16 protein-coding genes and 5 pseudogenes are annotated in these 17962 nt (G+C 65.4%); 11 read left to right on the top strand and 10 right to left on the bottom strand.

The genetic code is table 11. The features are described 5' to 3' along the window. Window positions 1-62 precede the first annotated feature (62 nt). The 3 genes and pseudogenes from KIF24_RS09470 to KIF24_RS09480 all read right to left on the bottom strand — a co-directional run. Window positions 63-548 (bottom strand): annotated as a pseudogene (locus tag KIF24_RS09470) (M23 family metallopeptidase); the annotation flags it as partial. 420 nt (window positions 549-968) lie between these two features. Beyond that, window positions 969-1703 (bottom strand): metallophosphoesterase, encoded by a 735-nt coding sequence (locus KIF24_RS09475; RefSeq protein ID WP_221083698.1) that lies wholly within the window; start codon window positions 1701-1703, stop codon window positions 969-971. Window positions 1704-1714: 11 nt separating this feature from the next. Then, window positions 1715-4087: an ATP-binding protein gene (locus tag KIF24_RS09480; protein ID WP_221083699.1), complete on the bottom strand. Its 2373-nt coding sequence runs from the start codon at window positions 4085-4087 to the stop codon at window positions 1715-1717. 689 nt (window positions 4088-4776) lie between these two features. Here KIF24_RS09480 and KIF24_RS09485 point away from each other — a divergent pair. The 4 genes and pseudogenes from KIF24_RS09485 to KIF24_RS09500 all read left to right on the top strand — a co-directional run. Then, window positions 4777-5190 (top strand): annotated as a pseudogene (locus KIF24_RS09485) (hypothetical protein); the annotation flags it as partial. A gap of 85 nt (window positions 5191-5275) precedes the next feature. After that, window positions 5276-6474, top strand: a protein-coding gene (locus KIF24_RS32425; RefSeq protein WP_230415423.1) for an IS3 family transposase whose coding sequence is annotated in 2 segments (ribosomal slippage) — window positions 5276-5537 and window positions 5537-6474 — 1200 coding nt in all. Because the reading frame shifts where the segments join, the coding sequence is not laid out codon by codon here. Continuing rightward, a complete protein-coding gene (locus KIF24_RS34975) occupies window positions 6362-7642 on the top strand; it encodes an RHS repeat-associated core domain-containing protein (RefSeq protein ID WP_407939987.1) in 1281 nt (426 codons plus the stop codon). Before KIF24_RS32425 ends, KIF24_RS34975 begins: the two co-directional genes overlap by 113 nt. A gap of 5 nt (window positions 7643-7647) precedes the next feature. Further along, window positions 7648-8007 carry a hypothetical protein gene (locus tag KIF24_RS09500; protein WP_221083701.1) on the top strand — a complete coding sequence of 120 codons (360 nt, stop codon included), beginning with the start codon at window positions 7648-7650 and terminating at the stop codon, window positions 8005-8007. 134 nt (window positions 8008-8141) lie between these two features. Here KIF24_RS09500 and KIF24_RS09505 read toward each other — a convergent pair whose 3' ends face one another. The 3 genes and pseudogenes from KIF24_RS09505 to KIF24_RS09515 all read right to left on the bottom strand — a co-directional run. Then, window positions 8142-8315 carry a transposase gene (locus KIF24_RS09505; protein WP_221083702.1) on the bottom strand — a complete coding sequence of 58 codons (174 nt, stop codon included), beginning with the start codon at window positions 8313-8315 and terminating at the stop codon, window positions 8142-8144. A 43-nt stretch (window positions 8316-8358) separates the two neighbouring features. Continuing rightward, window positions 8359-8661: a transposase gene (locus KIF24_RS09510; RefSeq protein WP_221083703.1), complete on the bottom strand. Its 303-nt coding sequence runs from the start codon at window positions 8659-8661 to the stop codon at window positions 8359-8361. A 27-nt stretch (window positions 8662-8688) separates the two neighbouring features. Next, window positions 8689-8973, bottom strand: a pseudogene (locus KIF24_RS09515) (IS701 family transposase); the annotation flags it as partial. 116 nt (window positions 8974-9089) lie between these two features. On the opposite strand from KIF24_RS09515, the gene KIF24_RS09520 reads away from it, so the two are divergent. After that, a complete protein-coding gene (locus tag KIF24_RS09520; protein ID WP_230415425.1) occupies window positions 9090-9500 on the top strand; it encodes an Imm7 family immunity protein in 411 nt (136 codons plus the stop codon). 575 nt (window positions 9501-10075) lie between these two features. Here KIF24_RS09520 and KIF24_RS09525 read toward each other — a convergent pair. Beyond that, window positions 10076-10408, bottom strand: a complete 333-nt coding sequence (locus KIF24_RS09525; protein WP_221083705.1) for a YciI family protein — start codon at window positions 10406-10408, stop codon at window positions 10076-10078. 114 nt (window positions 10409-10522) lie between these two features. On the opposite strand from KIF24_RS09525, the gene KIF24_RS09530 reads away from it, so the two are divergent. Then, window positions 10523-11029 (top strand): winged helix-turn-helix transcriptional regulator, encoded by a 507-nt coding sequence (locus tag KIF24_RS09530; protein ID WP_221083706.1) that lies wholly within the window; start codon window positions 10523-10525, stop codon window positions 11027-11029. On the opposite strand, the pseudogene KIF24_RS35305 reads toward KIF24_RS09530, so the two are convergent. After that, window positions 11007-12079, bottom strand: a pseudogene (locus KIF24_RS35305) (DUF3885 domain-containing protein). The gene KIF24_RS09530 and the pseudogene KIF24_RS35305 overlap by 23 nt on opposite strands. Before the next feature lie 190 nt (window positions 12080-12269). Between KIF24_RS35305 and KIF24_RS09540 the strand changes: the two are divergent. Next, window positions 12270-12869 (top strand): hypothetical protein, encoded by a 600-nt coding sequence (locus KIF24_RS09540; RefSeq protein WP_221083707.1) that lies wholly within the window; start codon window positions 12270-12272, stop codon window positions 12867-12869. Further along, a complete protein-coding gene (locus tag KIF24_RS09545; RefSeq protein WP_221083708.1) occupies window positions 12866-13525 on the top strand; it encodes a hypothetical protein in 660 nt (219 codons plus the stop codon). Before KIF24_RS09540 ends, KIF24_RS09545 begins: the two co-directional genes overlap by 4 nt. Before the next feature lie 701 nt (window positions 13526-14226). Here the strand turns inward: KIF24_RS09545 and KIF24_RS32440 are convergent. Together KIF24_RS32440 and KIF24_RS09555 are read right to left on the bottom strand one after the other, a co-directional pair. Beyond that, the gene (locus KIF24_RS32440; RefSeq protein WP_230415431.1) at window positions 14227-14619 is read right to left on the bottom strand and encodes a hypothetical protein; all 393 of its coding nucleotides are present in this window, start codon (window positions 14617-14619) and stop codon (window positions 14227-14229) included. Then, window positions 14565-15362: an ISAs1 family transposase gene (locus KIF24_RS09555; protein ID WP_221083709.1), complete on the bottom strand. Its 798-nt coding sequence runs from the start codon at window positions 15360-15362 to the stop codon at window positions 14565-14567. The genes KIF24_RS32440 and KIF24_RS09555 overlap by 55 nt, the downstream gene beginning before the upstream one ends. A gap of 495 nt (window positions 15363-15857) precedes the next feature. On the opposite strand from KIF24_RS09555, the gene KIF24_RS09560 reads away from it, so the two are divergent. The 3 genes and pseudogenes from KIF24_RS09560 to KIF24_RS09570 form a co-directional block, all read left to right on the top strand. Further along, window positions 15858-16178 (top strand): ArsR/SmtB family transcription factor, encoded by a 321-nt coding sequence (locus tag KIF24_RS09560; RefSeq protein WP_221083710.1) that lies wholly within the window; start codon window positions 15858-15860, stop codon window positions 16176-16178. Then, entirely contained in the window at window positions 16178-17143 is a 966-nt protein-coding gene (locus KIF24_RS09565; protein ID WP_221083711.1) for a TIGR03086 family metal-binding protein, read from the top strand. Before KIF24_RS09560 ends, KIF24_RS09565 begins: the two co-directional genes overlap by 1 nt. A 188-nt stretch (window positions 17144-17331) precedes the next feature. After that, window positions 17332-17922 (top strand): annotated as a pseudogene (locus tag KIF24_RS09570) (HARBI1 family protein); the annotation flags it as partial. Window positions 17923-17962 lie beyond the last annotated feature (40 nt).

Below are 17962 nucleotides of genomic sequence, written 5' to 3' on the forward strand. Positions count from 1 at the left end.
CCGTCATCCTGCCCTTCGTTCATCGTCGTGCAGTGCGACTGCCCAGGGGCAGACCAGTCCCCTTACCGTGGGGATTCACCCAGTGGCGCACCGACGGCGATCATGAACGGGACGGGATCTTGGGCGCCGGTGCTGCTGGAATCGCCGTTGGTGTGGATCTCGTAGTGTAGGTGTGGGCCTGAGCTGTGGCCGGTGGAGCCGACGATGCCGATGGGTTGGCCGACGGTGACGGGCTGGCCTGGTTGGACCGGGGGCGGCTTGTCCATGTGGCAGTAGCGGGTGATGATTCCTTGATCGTGTTGGATGTCGACGTACCAGCCGCATCCGCTGGTGTGGTGGGGGTTTCCGTCGCGGTGGCAGCCCCAGTTTCTGCCGTCGCGGCGGTGGATGGCGTTGCAGCGGACTTGGGTGACGGTTCCGGTGGAGGCGGCGCGGATGGTGGTGCCGCGTGGGGCGGCGAGGTCGACGCCGTCGTGTCCGGGGCGTGCGGCGGTCCGGAATCCGGATCCGACGGGGGCGTGGATCGGCTGGATCCATGGGCCGGTGACGTGGCAGTTTTCGGCGGCTGGTGATCCGTCGGACCGTGGGTCGGTGCCGGTGATGGTGGTTGTAGGATCCGGAGGATCTTGAGCAACGCCGAGTTGGAACGGTGTCCGTTCCGGGCTGTCCGAGCACTTGGGAGTCCAACACCGTCGCCTGATCTTGAGCAGTAGGTGCAACCCGAAGCATGGGCCCCTCAGGCCCTCGGGTGGATGAACGGTCCATGGACGTCGATTACGCGACCACGCCACCGTTTACAACCCCGATGGCCGCACCATCGGACACGCCTACGTCGAACCCGGCAAGACCTACGCCCATTACTTCCGACCAAGATCACTAAGGTGCGACACATCTAACCGGGACATCACCTTGACGGATGTACCGGGACACGACAGGCCGGCACTACGAAGTACACGTCCACTCGTCGGTCAGGCCTGGACCAGTCTCGATGTCACCCCGCCGTCGTCTTGCAGTGTGCACCACCGTGCACCGGTCGTGCGCGCTCCGCCGACCACTATTGAATCGACGGCGTGCCGGAATGCGATCAACGAGGATGGACAGCCCAGCACCTCTATGCCGCTCGCCTCAGAGTCGAATGGGTGGTGGAGGTGCCCCGAGAGAATCGCTCTAACGTAGGGACGCTGAGCCAAGGCCATAACCAATTCAGCCGCACCCTCTAGCTGAAACCAACGATGAGACACGGGGGAGACCGGCGGATGGTGCATGGCTAGCAAGGTCGGGCGTTGGTCGTACCGGTCCAGCCGGGACATCTCGGTGGCGACATCGGCCGTGCCGTGGATCTGCCCGGGGCGCGAGGTGTCGATGCCGACGATCCGCCACTCACCAACCTCCAGAATGTCGGGGCCAAAAACCTCGCGGACGGCGCACGGATCGTCGTGGTTGCCGGGCACGGCCAGAATCGGATGGCCGAGCGGCGCCAACGCATTGGCCAGGTTGCGGCAGCCAGCGTAACTTCCGTCGTCCGTGAGGTCGCCGGTGAGAACGACGACGTCGGGGCGCGTTCCCTCACTCCGAACCACGTCCAGCACAGTACGCAGCCGCTCCCATGGATCGCGACCGTGCACCGGCCGGTGGTCTGCGGTGAGATGGATGTCGCTGAGCTGCAAGAGGTGAACGGGCACAACGGGCTCCTTCTCGATCACCCGACCCCTGGTCAACTGTCCGCATGCACTTGATCAAGGATGTTCAGTTCCGCGGCGAGGCGTGGTGCCTCCGCGGTGCCCATACGCTGGTAGATTCCCAACGCCTGTCGCAACGTCGTGATTGCCGTCTTCATGTTACTCGTGGCCAGTTCGCAGCGGCCGATTCCTTCCAGTGCCCGGGCTTGCTCCAACGTGCTGTTTATGGTGCGAGCGATCTGGAGCGCCTGGTGGTGATGAAAGCGTGCCTGCTGCGGGTCGCCGGCGATTAGGTGAAGCGAAGCTATGGGGTTGAGGGATTCCACCTCACCAAGCTGGTCACCGATGTCGCGGAAGATGGTCAGAGCCTGCTCCAGTGCGGCACCGGCGGCCGAAGGGGCACCGGCCATGGACAGCACCGCGCCCATGTGGTTGAGGGCGTCTGCCTCGGCGGCCCGGTTGCCTAGATCACGATGCATGGCCAGAGCCCGCTTCAATACGGCACGGGCGGCCGGAAAGTCACCGATCAAATACCGTACCTCCCCAAGGTGATTGAGGGTGTGGGCCTCTCCTGCCCGGTTGCCGAGGTCACGGTAGATGGTCAGAGCCTGCTCCAGTGCGGCGCTGGCAGCAGGAAAGTCACCCGTCATGGACCGCACCGCCCCCAGGTGGTGGAGGGCGTCCGCTTCACCAAGCCGCTCACCGATGTCACGGAAGATGGTCAGAGCCTGCTCCAGTGCCGTGCTGGCAGCAGGAAAGTTACCAACCAAGTACTCCATGTCTCCCAAGTTGTTGAGAGCGGTGGCCTCTCCGAGCTGCTCAGTGAGTCGGTGGGCAGCGTTGGCCGCTGAAGTATGAAGGCTGATCGCGAGTGCCCATGATCCATCGGTGCGTAGGTGAGCGGCGATAGCTGCAGTCAGACCCACGACCCGCAGGTGCTGGTCCTGGGTCGTGGCGTACTGGATGCAGGCTAGGAGGTTGGCCCGTTCTATGGTCATCCATGCCTGTGCTTGGCTGCGGTCCCGGAATCCTGGCGCGGCTGCCGGCGCTGGCACTGGAATAGGGGTGGTGACTGGCTGAGGATGGCGGTCCAGGTAAGTATCGGCTAGTTGAGCCGTATATTGATAGTAATCTAATAGCCGGCCGATTGCTTGGTCACGTTCGCCAATAGTCGTTGCCTCGGTTCGGGCGTAGTCGCGGATCAAGTCGTGCATGCGGTATCGGCCGTGATGGGGTTGTTCGAGCAGCCGGTGTGCATGCAGAGCCTGAAGGTGACGGCGAGTCTCGTCCACGGACAAGCAGGCCAAGGCGGCAGCGGCATAGGCGTCGATGTCGGCCCCCGGCACTAGGCCAAGATGGCCAAGGACCCGCTGCTGCTCTGGGTCCAGGTTTTGGTGCGAGAGGTCAAACGCGGCCCGTACCCCCAGCTCATCGTCATCGAGGTGGGAGTCAACACCGGAGAGCCGGTCCTGCGCGTTCTCCAGGACGGCCAACAGTCTGGCCAGGCTGGTATCAGATTCCACGGTCGCAGCCAAGATGCTGACGGCCAGCGGGAGATACGCGCACAGTCGCACCAAGCCTGCCGCCGCTGCGTGCTCATGTTTCACAGGCCCCCGGCCCGCGATCCGACTGAACAGGGCCACTGCTTCATCCTCTGGCAATGTGCCCAGTGTCAGCGTGACGGCGCCGTACCTGCGCCTCAGTCCGCTCAGACGGCGGCGGCTGGTAACCAGCACCAGGCAATGCGGCGAAGCGGGTAGCAAGGGTACGACCTGTTGCGTGCTGGCGGCGTTGTCGAGGATGACCAGGGCGCGCCGGCGGGCCATCCGGTCACGCCATAGCGCGGCGCGCCCCTCCAAGTCGTCGGGTAGGTAGCGGGGGTCGACTCCATCGGCGACCAGGAGGCTGGTCAGAGCATCGGCAGTGCTGGTGGGCTGGCGGCCCGGGGTGTGGGCATGAAGGTTGACGAACAGACACCGTTCGGGAAACTTATCCGCGACTAGATGCCCCACATGAACGGCCAGCGCAGTCTTGCCTATTCCAGGCATGCCGTCGATTGCATGGACGGCGATCACTCGTCCGGGATGGGTCGCATCCGTCGTTGCCGTGACGATGCGGTTGATTTCTTGGGCTCGGCCAGTGAACGCGGCAGTGTCGACGGGGAGGGTGTGCACTGCGATCGGCCGGTTGACCGTCGTACGCAGGTGAATATCGAAATTGTTCTGGTCGCCAGCGACCTGGTTGAGCGTGCTGTGAGAGTTGCCAGTCATCGTGACCTGCCCGATGCGCATGTCGTGCGTCGACGTCAGCATCGGCGCCAGGGTCTGGTCCAGAACCCGCCGTAGTTCAACAGCCAACCCAGGATCATTCTCCAGTAACTCCTGCACCCGGGCCTGCCACTCATCCACCAAGGTAGACTCGCCGTCCGCTTGCATGTCACGGCGAGTGTTTAGTACCCGCTGCCGCAGGGCGTCCAGGTCTGCATCGATGGTGTTGGCCTGCCTAGCGGGACGGACCCCCCGCCACAGCGCGGCCACCGCAGTGCGAGCGCGCTGCCACGTCTCTGTGGCTGCCGCTCCGATCAGGGCGCTCACAAACGCCGCCACTACTGGATCCATTGTCCACCTCGCCTTGACGCCAATGGCGGTGCTCCCGTGACTGGGACTCAGATGGTGCCAGCATAGATAGTGCGATCCAGCGGGATGGATCGAAGACTCCGCTGCCTGGCGGTGAGCGCGGCGAGGCGGCCAAGCTGCGGCGCCGATGGTGGTGCTCTCCCAGGACGAGGCGTGGCGTGTCAGCGGCCAGTTGGGATGCCTCGGGTGCGGCCAGTGGGGCATCACGCTTTGTGACCGACGCGGCAGGTTCGATGCGTTGATGTCTGAGGTCGCTGCGCTTGCATCGACGTTGGTTATCCAGCGCTTTGCCGATGGTGGTCCAGCCGTTGTAACGCTCGGGCTGCATTGCGGAGGAAGAGGGCGCCTTCGGCGGTTGGGGTCAGAGGGTGGTGTGGTTGGAAGATGCGGATACCGGCAGCCTTTTCGACGTGTTGGCGGTGGCGCATGAGGACGACTTCGTGGAGGCCGAGGGCGGTGGCTGGCAATTCGACACCGTCGGCAACCGCACCACCCAAACCGACCACAACCCCGCCGGCGACACCACCTGGACCTACACCCATCCCAACCCTGGTACCAGCCAACCCCACACCCTCACCAGCGTCACCGCCACCGGCCCCCTCGCCGGCACGCCGACCAGGTCGTTCACCTACGACACCGCCGGCAACACCCTCACCCGCCACACTGACACAGGCGTGGCCCAGCAACTGGCCTGGGACGCCGAAGGCCGCCTCGACACCCTCACCGAAGGCACCGACGAAACCACCTACATCTACGACACCGAAGGCAACCGGCTCATCAGCCGCGCTCCCGACAAGACCACCCTCTACCTCGGCGCTACCGAACTCACCCTCACCACCGGCAGCAACCAACCCGACGGCACCCGCTACTACAGCTCCGCAGAACGCACCATCTGAAGTGCCTCGGACTTTCCGGACAGGTGGACCAAAGTAGAATTGGTCTGCCTGGAGAGGGAAATCATTGGCACGCGCGAAAAGGAAATTCTCTCCCGAGTTTCGGGACGAGGCCGTGAGGTTGGTGATCGAGACATCGCGCCCGATCGCCGCAGTCGCCCGTGAAATTGGAGTCGGGGAAGGGACGCTCGGGAACTGGGTCGCCGTCTATCGGCGTGAGCACGCCGGCGAGGAGCCTGCGCTGAACATCAGCGAGCGGGAACGGCTACGTCAGCTGGAACGCGAAGCCCGGGAACTGCGGATGGAGAACGAGTTCCTGAAAAAAGCCGCCGCGTACTTCGCCAAGGATCATCGGTGAGCGACACGTTCGAGTTCATCGACGCCGAGTACGCCGGAAGCCTTTCACGGAACATGACCGAGGCGCCGCCTATCGCGAAGATGTGCGTGTGGCTGGACGTTTCGCGATCCGGCTATTACGAGTGGCGGAGCCGGCCTGAGTCGGCGACCGCCCGCCGACGCGACGAACTCAAATCACGGATCCGCGATTCGTTCGAGGCGTCCGACGGCACCTACGGCTACCGGCGGGTACACGCCGACCTGGCCGACTGGGGTGTGGCCTGCGGGCCGGAGCTCGTGCGCGCTCTGATGCGGGATCTAGGGCTGGAGCCCTGCCAGCCGAGGCCCTGGCGGCACAGCCTCACCGAGGCCGGCGACCTGCCACACGCCATCCCGGATCTGGTCAACCGGAACTTCACCGCTGACGCACCGGGCGAGAAGATGATCGGGGATATCACCTACATTCCGACCTGGCAGGGGTGGCTTTTCCTGGCAACCGTCATCGACTGCCACACTCGGGAGGTCGTCGGGTGGGCGATGGACGATCATTACCGCGCGCCCCTCATCAACGCCGCGATCCACATGGCGGCCGACAACGGCCACGTCAAGCCGGAAGCCATATTTCATTCCGACCGCGGATCCAACTACACCTCCAGCGATTTCAGCGCAACTCTGAAGCGACTGCGGATCCGGCAATCTGTCGGCCGGACCGGGATCTGTTACGACAACGCCATGGCCGAGTCGTTCTTCGCGACCCTCAAGAAAGAACGTGTCCACCGAACCGCCTACCCGACTCGTGAACACGCCCGCAACGACATTGCCAGATACATCGAACTCCGATACAATTCCCGCAGACGCCACTCGAAACTCGGCTACAAGACCCCACACGAGGTTCGCACCGATTTCGAGGACCGGCAGCTCGCAGCATGAATTAGCCACAAACGAGCCTGTCCGGAAAACGCGGGGCACTCCAATCGCCGTACGCACCCTGATCGGCCTGGTCTGGAGCGGCAGCGACCACCACGGCACCGAACAAGTCCAAATCAACGCCGACGACCTCACCACCAACCGCAGGCGCCACCTCCCCTACGGCGAAGACCGCAGCGCCACCCAACCCACCTTCTCCGGCACCCGAGGATTCGTCGGCGGCACCCAAGACGACACCGGCCTCACCCACCTCGGCGCCCGCGAATACGACCCCACCCTCGGCCGATTCATCAGCATCGACCCCATCATGGACCTCGCAAACCCGCAACAGATGCACGGGTACGCGTATAGCAACAACTCCCCGGTTACCTACAGCGACCCCAGTGGCCTCTACTTCGAGGAGGGTAGCCACGGCGACGGCCAGCGTGGCTTTGTCACCGAGACTTTCTCTGGGAAGAGTAAGGTGAGGGTAAGCGGAAAGCCACTTGGGTTGAGCACGCGGCCGGAGCAACCCGCAGGCGGCACCAGCAAGCTGGTGCCCAACCCTGTTCCCCCGCTGCTGCGGCCTTTGGGCGCGCCGGACTTGGTCGAACCTTGGGCGCCGGCCCATCAGCCGGCTGTCCAACCTGCACCACCGGCTGGACAGACCACCCAGAGTACACCTAAGAAAAGTTGCAAAGCGTGGTCCTGGCTGTGCAGTACCGGGCAGTTCTTACTCGATAATCGGGGCGCGATCCTCAACGGAGCAGCCGTCGTAGCGATGGGCGCATGTATCGTTGCTACCGCTGGTGCCTGTGGTGCAGTGGCGATTGGTGCAGCAGCTGTCAGTATCGGATATCGTGGCTATGATTTTGTGCAAAGTGAGAGGACGGCAGCCGACCTAGGCAAGCTGGGCATCGGAGTCGTCACGGATGTGGCCCTGACGCGCATCCCGACCGCAAGGGTTCGCGTACCCGGGCGTAGTAAAAAATATTGGGGGGACTGGGATATTCCTCTTGGTCGAGTGGGGCAGAAGTTGACAGGCGCAACGAAGCTGCATTTATCGCCTGGACGAATGGAGCAGGCATACCCAGTAAGTCCTTATCGGGCCACTGGTGTAATCGCGGGGTGGTCGATCGGGACTAATCATGATCCGGCGACCAGTGCCTACAGCTATCTTGTTGAGCGGTAATGGAAGTGGCCACCGTGCTGACGTTTTTCATCGTTGCATCCTTCATCGTTGCAGGGCTTGGGGCGCTATTTCTGCTCGGCTATCCGTCGCGTTTTGAGTCCAGGATGGTCGATCGGAGTGATGCTGAACGTGCAGCGATGATTGAAGCCGACCGCCGCCACCACCATCTTGTTAACCGGGGGATGGCATTGGTTGTGTCGGTCATTTCTGGCGTTCTCGCGATAGTTATCTTCGCGGATTCGAGGAACGTGTCGAGTGGAGTCTTTATGGCGGCGGCGTCTGTGGCGAGTGCCTCCCTGTTCTTGCTGCTTGTCCGCCGTGATCGACTACGTCGAAGAAGGCGCGACGACGGATCTCCGGATTGATTGCTGCGGTTCCTGTATCCCTCGGTCGCGTGGCGCTTTGCCGCTGTCACCTCTTCCAAGGTATTGACCCGAAGGCCAAACATGTGATGGTCAGCCAGCGGCGTAGCGGACCTCTGGCTTGCCGAACAACGCTTTTACGACCTCGGGCTGGTTCTGGCGGCGGCGCAGATGCGCGGCGGCTGCTGCGGAAGTTCGGCGGGGGTGGTCGGGTTCGCTTGGGCCACATGCCGTTTGATGTCGCCGTTGAGCAGTTCCACGGGGTTGAGTTCGGGTGCGTAGCCGGGCAGAGAGTGCATCTCAATGCTCACGGCCCCGTCGTTCTGCCTTTCTGTCCGATTTAGGTGTGGTTCGCTAGATGCTGTAGACGGCGAAGACATCGGCGCGGTCGTGGAGGTCGCGGCGGGCGTGGGCGATGTTCGCGCGTCCTGCGAACCGGAAGGTACTCGCCGAAAGGTTACGGAAAGTGGCTGCGGCTCGGGGTGCGGTACCGGTTCTGAGCTGGGATGCGTCTTCTCGGAAGGTGACGTCCCTGACGTAGTGGAGTCGGTTTTCCACGGTCCAGTGTCGGCGGATGTAGTGGTTGAGATGTGCGGGTGGGGTCAGGTCGGCGGGCATGCTGGCGATGCCGTACACGATTTCCTTGCCGGTGCGCACGCCGTCTAGTACGGCAGCCGCCATTTGCTAGTTGAGCAGGGCATACTCTCGCCCGAGTCGGGTTCGTTGGTGGTGCCAGCGTGCTCGGGCTTGGTGGCGGCGTCGCCAGTTGCGCCAGTGGGTGTCGTGGTCGGCGGGTTTCGGCTGGTGCCAGGTTGTGGCGAGTGGGCGTGCGGTTTCGGGGATGGTCAGCGGGATCATGCCTGGTTCGGTGGGTGGCTGCTGGTCGGGTGTGTTCGGTGGCGGGGCTTGGGTGTCGGTGCGGGTGTTGAGGCGGGCGGCGGCGATCGCGCAGATGGCCAGGGCGGTCATTCCTGATGTCCAGGTGGAACAGCGATCCCGTGACATCGACCTGGACCGCGCGGGCGTCGGAAGCTACGCGGATACGGTGGCCGGTACGGCATCGAGCCCGTCATCACATCAGACCCTTGGGGGGTGACGTGTACGAGTTCCACGGTTGGTTTCGCCTCTCGGAGACCACCGAGGAGTCGGACGCAGGCCAACTCGACGCCAACATCGACGAGCTGAACGAGTTGGTGGCCGGGTTGGAATTCCCGACGAACGTCTCGGCGAAGGTGACCGTACTCAACGGGGAGTACTACCTGTTCCTGCATGGGGTGGCCAACCGACGACGGGACGAGGCGGTGGGGATGCGCCAGGTGCTCCAGTTCGTCGCCCGACGGCTGCCAGGGTCCTACGGCCTCCTCTACGAGAAGGACGAGGAAATGCCCGTCCCTCCCGGTCCGAACGCGTTCCGGGTGCACGTCATGGCGCGGGGTGAGATCACCGAACGTCTCGATCCGTTCCTGTCACCCATCCATCCCGTCATCGAGGACTGATCGCCGGACTGATCCGGGTGCGCCTGACCCATGGATCAGAAGCTCGGTGCTCCGTTGTCACCGTGCTGATCGGGCAGGGGTCCGTGTCAGCCCATGCTGAGCAGTGCTTCTGCGGCCGCCTGGCCCGGATCATGGTCGGGGGAACCGTCCTGGAGGCTGGTAATCGCTGTCCACCATGGTCAGTCAGTAGATCTTCGTCCCGGGTGACTGCGGAGCGGTGTGCGGGCGTGACCAGTGGGTCGGGCTCGGATGGCAGCAGTCGTACGACCGCAGCCGAGTCGTGGCGGTACGGGGTTCGGTCATCTGATTTGCCTTTCACACAGAGCCGACGAGATCGGGTTCGGCTGCCCGCCGGGTCGCCCGCTGCTCACCGGCAGGCACTGTGCGGCTCGACCGACTGCCATCCTCCCGGATGCTCGCCGCCGGCCCTGCGGACCCCTATGGGATGACGGAACGGGACCTCGAACGTGCACCCCCGCTGCGGCCGCTGCCAAGGTAGTGACGCGCAGCGCCCCCGGCAATGCAACCGACTGGCGCACTGTCATAGCCGATGTGCGGATGGTTGTGGTCGGCGCTCACGGTGACTCGTGCAGTGGCCATACCTCGACTACGCCGTGCGCGACGGCGCAGGGTGTCCGCGACACCATGTGGATGGCCTCGGCTAATGTCGCTGCCTCGATGATGGCGAATCCGGCCACCGGCAGTGCGGAGGACATGAACGGCCCGTCGGATGTGGTCACTTCGACACTATCATGGTTGCGGACCTGGACCGGCTGGCCCGCGATGCCCATGTCAGTTCCATCCTGGCGCAGTCGGGCGTCGTGCGCGTGCGCTGCGTCCCGGACGCTGGGGTCGACGCGGTCGTACTCCGCCTGGTCGCCGTATCCGATCGTCACGAACTTCGCCATAGCAGGCCCCTCTGGTGCGGTGTCAGGCTTTCGCCACAGAAACTGATTGCGTTTAACAACCAGAATGAGAGTACGTAGACTGATCCCGTAATGCAACCAGCTGGTGGAGGCTCAATGGTCAACGTCCATCGCTCCGGCTGCCCCATCAACCTGTCGCTCGAACTGCTCGGCGACAGGTGGAGCTTGCTGATCCTGCGGGACATGATCTTCGGCGACCTGCGGCATTTCCGGGAACTACTAACCGGATCCCAGGAGGGCATCGCCTCCAACATCCTCGCGAACCGGCTGAAGACGCTGGTCGAGCAAGGCATGCTGACCAAGGGGAACGACGCAACCCACAAACAGAAGGTCATCTATAGCTTGACCGAGCCGGCCATCGGACTGGTGCCCGTCATGGCCGAACTCGGCGCCTGGGGAACCCGGTGGCTGCCGGTCGACGATGAAATGTCTGCCCGTGCCCGAGCTCTGCGCGACGGCGGCCCGGAACTCTGCCACCGCTTCATGGCCGAACTCCGTGAGGAACACCTCGGAATCCCCGCGCGCACGGCGGCGGACGGCCACACCGTCCGTGAACTCCTTCAGATGGCCTACCTGTCCGTCACCACGGCAAGCAAGACGTGAACGACGCCCCAGCGGTCCACGGTCCCGCCACCCGTCGACGAATCCGGATCTGCCGCGAGGTTCGTGCTCCTCGGCAGGGTCCGGGCCACGGGTCCAGGCCTTGTGGGTGTGCGGAGAGCCAGTGCTGATGTCGGCTCCGCAGGGCGTCGCGGTCAGCGGTGGTGGGCAGGACGACGTCCATGCCACCGTCGTACGGGTGATAGAGCCAGCTCAGATCGACGTCACAGACAAGGACATTGCCGATGACGTCGTCGGCTACGTGGCGTAGCAGCGGGTCGAGGCAGCCGGACCCCAGGGTGTTTCGCTGGCATAGAGATGCATCCAGCTTTCGAAGCCCGGCTCGTCATCGACGCAGACACTCGTCCAATACACGCCGGACGGGTGTGCCTCGATGGTTTCAGCTGACCGGCCGGGTTCCTGCGGGTCGGGCTGGTCCGAATAGCCAGCGGTTATCACCAGCACGGCGGGGCCGGTCACCAACTCCGCCAAGACGGTGTTGTGTCGAGCCAGAACGATGCCGTACTCGACCTCGGTGTCGGGGTAACGCTTCGAGCCTGGCAAGGCGTGGAACCGCACCCACTGGTCCCGGATCTCCCGCACTTCATAGGGCAGCTTCGAGCATCCCGGCCACCGTTGCTCCCACAACGTCGACAGCCGGGTTGAATCGATCACGACGCCGATCATCGGCCAGTACCCGACATCCAGCAATATGGCACCCCGCTTATCCCGCCGAGCACTCGCCGCGGAAGGCGACGTCGGCACCGTGATCAGATACGCGCTCATGCCGCGTGGCGCGCTCGCCGTCGTTCGCCCGACTGCTTCCACCTGGGCGCTACTGTGAGTATTCGGCGTGCAGTTCGGCGTACGGCCGGCGGCGGTCAGGGTGGCGGCGGGTTCTGCCCATGCCGATCTCGGCGCAGCAGTGCGTGCCCCGGCGTGCGGGCACGATGCGCCGGACGCTCCTCGGCCAAAGCGCGAACCTGGTCGGCTTCCAACTCGAATGCCTCGCGGCTGCCGGTCAGCACCAACGTGTCGGCGGCGATGTCCCATCGAAGGTGATCGCGAAACTCCTGATGCCAGGCTCGTTGATGGTCGCCGATCGACCCTCGCCCCACTTGAGCGGCTGTCGGCGTCGGGTACGTCGGCAGTGCCGTACCGGCGACTACTGCGGAGGTACGATTCGTGACACCCTCAGCAGGGCAGTGGCATCGATCCGAAGTGGTGGACAGTGAACCTTTGGATGGCCGTCGTCTGGGGCTTGATCGGCAGCGCGGTCGCGGAGTCCCTCAACCTGTACGGCATGATGCGGCCCACCGTCGAGACCCGGGGCCGCTGGCAGTGGCCATGGCGGGACCGCCGGGACCGACCGATCGTCCTCTTCGCCGTCGCTCTCCGGATGATCGTCGGCACCGGTCTGGCCGCGGCGGCCTTCAGCGGCGGCGTGGCGACCACCGCGTTCAGCCTGTTCATTTTCGGCGTCGTCGGCCCGCTGATAATCGCGAAGCTCTTTGACCAGATACGGGTACTCGACAGCGCCACCCCTACCCCGTACGAGGCTGCTGCGTCCGCACGGCCCGGCGCGGCGTACGGCCTGACCGCCAGGCTCGAACCCGACGAGCGCCGGGTCGTCGAGGCGTTGTCGGACGGGGTCAGCTACGACGAGAGCCAGATCAGCAGCGCCACCCTGATGCCCCCGTCGCAGGTCTCCGCCGTGCTCGACCGGCTGGTCGACCGGCGCCTGCTGCGCACCGAGCCGGCTGCGCCGTCGGTTGCGGAAGAGCCGGTGAACCGGCGCTACCGACTGGAGTTGGCCCACCAGCCGGAGGAGGGGCAACCGTGACCGGCGGCCCGTGGCTTCCCCTCGGTGCGATCGGTGTCGCCGCCCTCGTCTCCATTTTGGCGCTGCCCGGCGCCCGGAAGAAGCGGCCCTCCTGGCGGGCCGGGCACTGGATCGCGCTGCGGGTGGGGATGGACGCGGCGTCCGCCTACGTGGTGTTCCGGCTGGGCGCCGAGTGGGTGCCCGGCGCCGACCCGCTGCCGCTGATGCTGGTCGCCGGCCTGTCCGGTCCGGCGATCCTGCGTACCCAGGTCTCCTTCCTCACCAACAGCCACCAGCTCAAGCACTACGGTCCGGCGACCATGTACGGCTGGATGCAGCGCAACCTGGACAACCGGATCGACGAAATCAGCTCCGCCGAACAGTCCCGCTGGGTCAGCCGGGCCCTGCCGGTAATCGAGCGGCTCGGCATCGACACCATCCGTACCCAGGTGGAGTCCTACCTGCGTGGCCTGGACAAGCTCAGCCGGGAACAGCTCAACCGCGAACTGCTCTATCTCCGGCAGGTGGCGGAGGACCCCACCGACCACTCGACCAAGTGCCGCTCCATTGTGCAGCGCCTGCTCGACCGGGGTGACCACACCATGCTGCGCAGCCTGGAGAAGGAGGGTGGCCGGCTGGCCGCCGTACCCGCCAGCAAACCCGTCCAGGCCCCTTGAGCGGGAGTAACCAGGAAAGATCAACCCAGGTCGGGTGGTTCGGCTGGGTCGGGGCTCCGCGACGGGGAGCGGCTCGTCGGGTCCAGCCGCCGGATCCTCTTGCCTGGCACTCGCGTCAGCGACCGGCCGGACGGTCTGTCACCCGCTGGTTGGCTGCAACAGGTGGTACTCGACGATCCGCAGCCGCTGCAGGACTATGGCTGCTTCCTTCCCGTGGATCCCTTTGCGGTGCCCTCGTCCCCGGGCGGTTAGCGGCAACGCTTGCCAGGCGCCCCAGATAACTGAACGAGCGCGGCGGCATGCGCACGCTCATGCGCCGATAGGGCGTCGCAAACGCTGTCACGTTGTTTGGGAGCTTCGAGGTCGTGGCGGGTGAGGGCGGCGTGGAGTTGTAGCGCCTCGGCTGCCAGGTTCTCCCGACCGCTTGCTCGTGGTCGATGGCGCAGACCACCGTCTCCACCTGGGCGCCGATCACCCGTAGCTGCCGGCACGACGCCAGGAGCGCGTCACGACGTCCTCGATCACCACGACCCGCCGGCTGTCCACGGAACCCGCCCTCAGCGGCCTTGCCGGGCCGTCGGCCTTGGCCCGCTTGCGCACGAAGGCCGTGGGCAACCCGAGACCGACAACCCGATGAGTCGGGCTGGGGCTTCGAGTTCACTTTCCGGGCCGTCCGGATACCCGGCACGGGCGTTTCAAGATCATGGCGTGGGTCCGAGGATGGCGAAGGGCCTGGTCATGTTGCGGCTGGCCCAGCGGGTGGCTTCGGTGATATCGCAGCGTCCGGCCAGGCGTAGGGCATTGATGGCCAGGTTGCGCATGGAGGCCAGGACGCGGGGTCCGTTGCGGGTACGGACTTTGCTGGCGTCTTCGCGGTGGCAGGTGTCTCTGATCCAGTGCAGTGATTCGATGGCCGAGTGGCCCTGGTTGAAGGCGGCGATTCGGGCGGGCGTGGCGTGTTCGGGGGTATGGCTGGCCACGCCGAGTTGGGCGGTGGCGCGCAGGTGCCGGCCGCTGGTGTCGGTGACGTAACGTTCGATCAGCCAAACCTGGTTGACGTGCGGGAACGGCAGGTCGGCCGGGGCGGGCAGCACCCGGATGGTGCGCCGAGTGGTCCGTCCGTGGCCGATATCGGTGCGGCTGGCCGCGATCGGACGCGCGGCCAGGGCAGCATGTTGAGAGCGTCGAACAGGGCCTGCCGGTTCTCCGTGACCGGGAACACGAACTGGCCACCGCGGGAGTGGATGAGCTCAGCGGTGGCCTTGACGGTGTGTAACGCGTCCGCGGTGACGGTCCTGCCGTCGAGGTCGAGGGTTTCCAGCAGGTCACGGGCGCAGGCCGGTTCGTTGGTCTTGGCCCCGGCGACGTGGACCTGGCCGATCACCACCGCAGGTGTACCGGGCTCGACGCCGCCGGCCAATGCCGCGAGCAGGTGCAGCTGCTGCCCGTCGGCGTCGACGGCGCCGCAGACCGTCTTGCCGTCCAGGCGGACCAGATCCGCGGGTTCGGGCTCCGGTGCCACAGCGTCGCCGGGCGGGGCCTCACCCTGCCGATCGCGGCCTGATCGGCGCGCCGTCGTCCACGCCCCGATCGCGGTGTCCAGGGCCTGCGGATCGGTATCGGTGCACACCCGCCACAGCGTCGACCGTGACGGCCGACCGGCCGGCAACACACCGGCCCGAAGATACAAGTCAGTCAACGCCGGTTGTGGCACGTCGGCCACCCAGCCCGCCATCGCCGTGTACCCGGTCATCCCCGCCACCGTCACCGCCGCGACCAGCACCAACACCACCACCGCCGGATGATCCCGGCCCTGCGACGACCGGCCGTCCGACACCCCGGGCCAGCAACTCCAGCAGGTCAGCGCACGCCTCAGCTACCGGGACACCCGCAACCGACGCAACATCAGCGTCGGACATGACACACTGCACCACGACGAAGCTCCGTCAAGACAAGATCCGTGAGAAGACCTCGTCCTACCGGAGCTTCGTCCCCACCCCGCCACGCGACACGCCACCGTGGCCAGACCGCGATCCGACACTCACACCACCCTCATGATCTTGAAACGGCCATGCGACAGGGGGAGAGCACGCACGATCGGCGGCAGATCAGGGCGTTTGCGGACCCGCCAAAACGGTTTCGCTGGCCATGCTCCCGGTTCAGTCCTGCTCTGGTCGAAGAGCAACCCAGCCGAGGCCATGTCCCACGAGGACAACAGCCACTCACCGACCGGCAGGGCAGACGACGTGAGCGACATCGAGTGATTCCAGATGCGGCGACGAGGACGACGGCATCCCTTTGCAAATGCGTAAGTAAGCGCTAACGTATCCGAGTGGCCGACGCCCTCTCCGCAGCAGCCGAGCCGACCCGGCGACGCCTTCTTCAGCTGCTGGCGACAGGTCCGCGGACAGTCAACGAGCTGGCCGAGCACTTCACGGTGACCCGACCGGCGATCTCCCAACACCTCGCGGTGCTGGCTGACGCCGGGCTCGTGACCGCCCGCAAGGACGGTCGGCAACGCCTCTACAGCGTCGTCCCCGCCGGCATCGCTCAACTGCGGGCCGAGATCGACCGCTTCTGGAGCACCGAGCTCGACCTCTTGGTGCACGACGCCGCCAAGAGAGCCACCACGCAACCCAAGGAGCATCGCTAATGATCGTCGAGAAGACCGTGCTGTTGCCCGTCTCTGCCGACGAGGCCTTCGCGCTCATCACCCAGCCCGACCGTCTGCGACGCTGGCTCGCCGTCTCCGCCCGAGTCGATTTGCGTGCGGGCGGACAGTTCCGGTGGACACTCACTCCCATGGCCGTCGCGGCCGGTACGGTCATCGAGGTTGAACCCGGCCGGCGGATCGTGCTCGGATTCGACTGGGAGCCGTCGGGCGAGCCCCGCACGGACACGGTGACTATCACGATCGAGCCCGCGGAAGGCGGCACCCTCGTGCGTCTGGTCCACGAGGACCTTCCCGAGGACCAGGGCAACGAGGTCCTCGAAGGCTGGACCCACTTTTTCGAGCGGCTCGAACGCGCCGCCGCCGCCGGTGACGCGGGTCCCGACGAGTGGACCGCCGCCCCGGCGCACCTCGACCCGCTCACGTCTGCCAACGCCACACTCGCCGTGTTGCAGCATGTGCTGCACGGCATCGGCGAAGACGACCTCAGTAAGCCGACGCCGTGCACCGCGTTCACGGTGGGTCAGCTCGAGGCGCATCTGCTCGGTTCGCTGAGCTCGCTGACCAGCCTTGCCGGCAGCACGCTCACGCCCGCGTCAGCTGGCGACCTCGAGTCACGGATCGCCGACGCGGCGCAGCAGGCGGTCGAGACCTGGATGAGGCGAGGACTTGGCGGCACTGTGCAAGCCGGACGGCAAGAGCTGCCGGCGAGCATCGCCGCGAGCATCCTGTCCGTCGAGTTCCTCGTCCACGCGTGGGACTTCGCGTCAGCCACGGGGCAGAAGGTGGCCGTGTCCGACAAAGTCTCCACCTACGTCCTCGGCCTCGCGGAACAGATTGTCACACCAGAGCTGCGCGAGAGCGCAGGCTTTGACCCTGCGATCCCGATCAGCGCAACGGCACCTGCTCTGGATCGCCTCGTCGCCTTCTCAGGCCGTGCCGGCTGAGGGAGTAGAGCGTTCACCGGCGGCTGCGGGCGTCGCCTCGCCGTTGCGGTGACACCACTGAACGAGGAGATACCCGTCACGTGCCCCTCGCACAAGCCGCCGCCTACCCCGACACCAGGTGGCGATGACTTCTCCCAGCGGGATGCCGGCCGGGCGAGACCTGCCACGGCTGACGGCCTGACTCGTCAGAGGCCATCGCGGTCCTGGCCGCCCAAGCTCCCCACCTGCACGGCGCACTGCTGGCCGCGAAGGCCGTCGGCTACGACTACGTCCTACTCGACGGCACCCTCATCGAGACCGACCGGATCGCCACCCCGGGACCCACCCCCGGCGTCGACCTGTGGTGGTCGAAGAAGCACAAGAACCATGGCGGCAACATCCAGGTCCTGACCGCACCCGACGGCTGGCCGCTGTGGACTTCACCGGTGCGCCCCGGCCGGGAACACGACACCAGCTGCCTGCGCACCCACCCCGGCCTGCTGTCCACCCTCGCCGAGATCCGCGACAACGTCCGAACCCTGGCCGACCTCGGCTACGAGGGCGAAGCCGACACCATCGCCGTCGCCTTCAAGACACCCAAGAACGGCCAGCTCACCAACCAGCAGCTGACCTTCAACCGTGCCCACAACCGGCTCCGCGCGGTCGGCGAACGCGGCAACAGCCTACTGAAAGTGACCTTCAAAGCCTTACGCAACGTCAGCCTCTGCCCATAAAAGATCGGGAGCATCGTCGCCGCAGCCCTGGTCATCCTCCACATCGAACATGACCGAACCATCTGAAAACAGGCACTACACAGAGTCGTAGACCGTTACTCGGAAA

Origin of the sequence: Micromonospora tarapacensis, from assembly GCF_019697375.1 — a bacterium.
GTDB classification, from domain to species: domain Bacteria; phylum Actinomycetota; class Actinomycetes; order Mycobacteriales; family Micromonosporaceae; genus Micromonospora; species Micromonospora tarapacensis.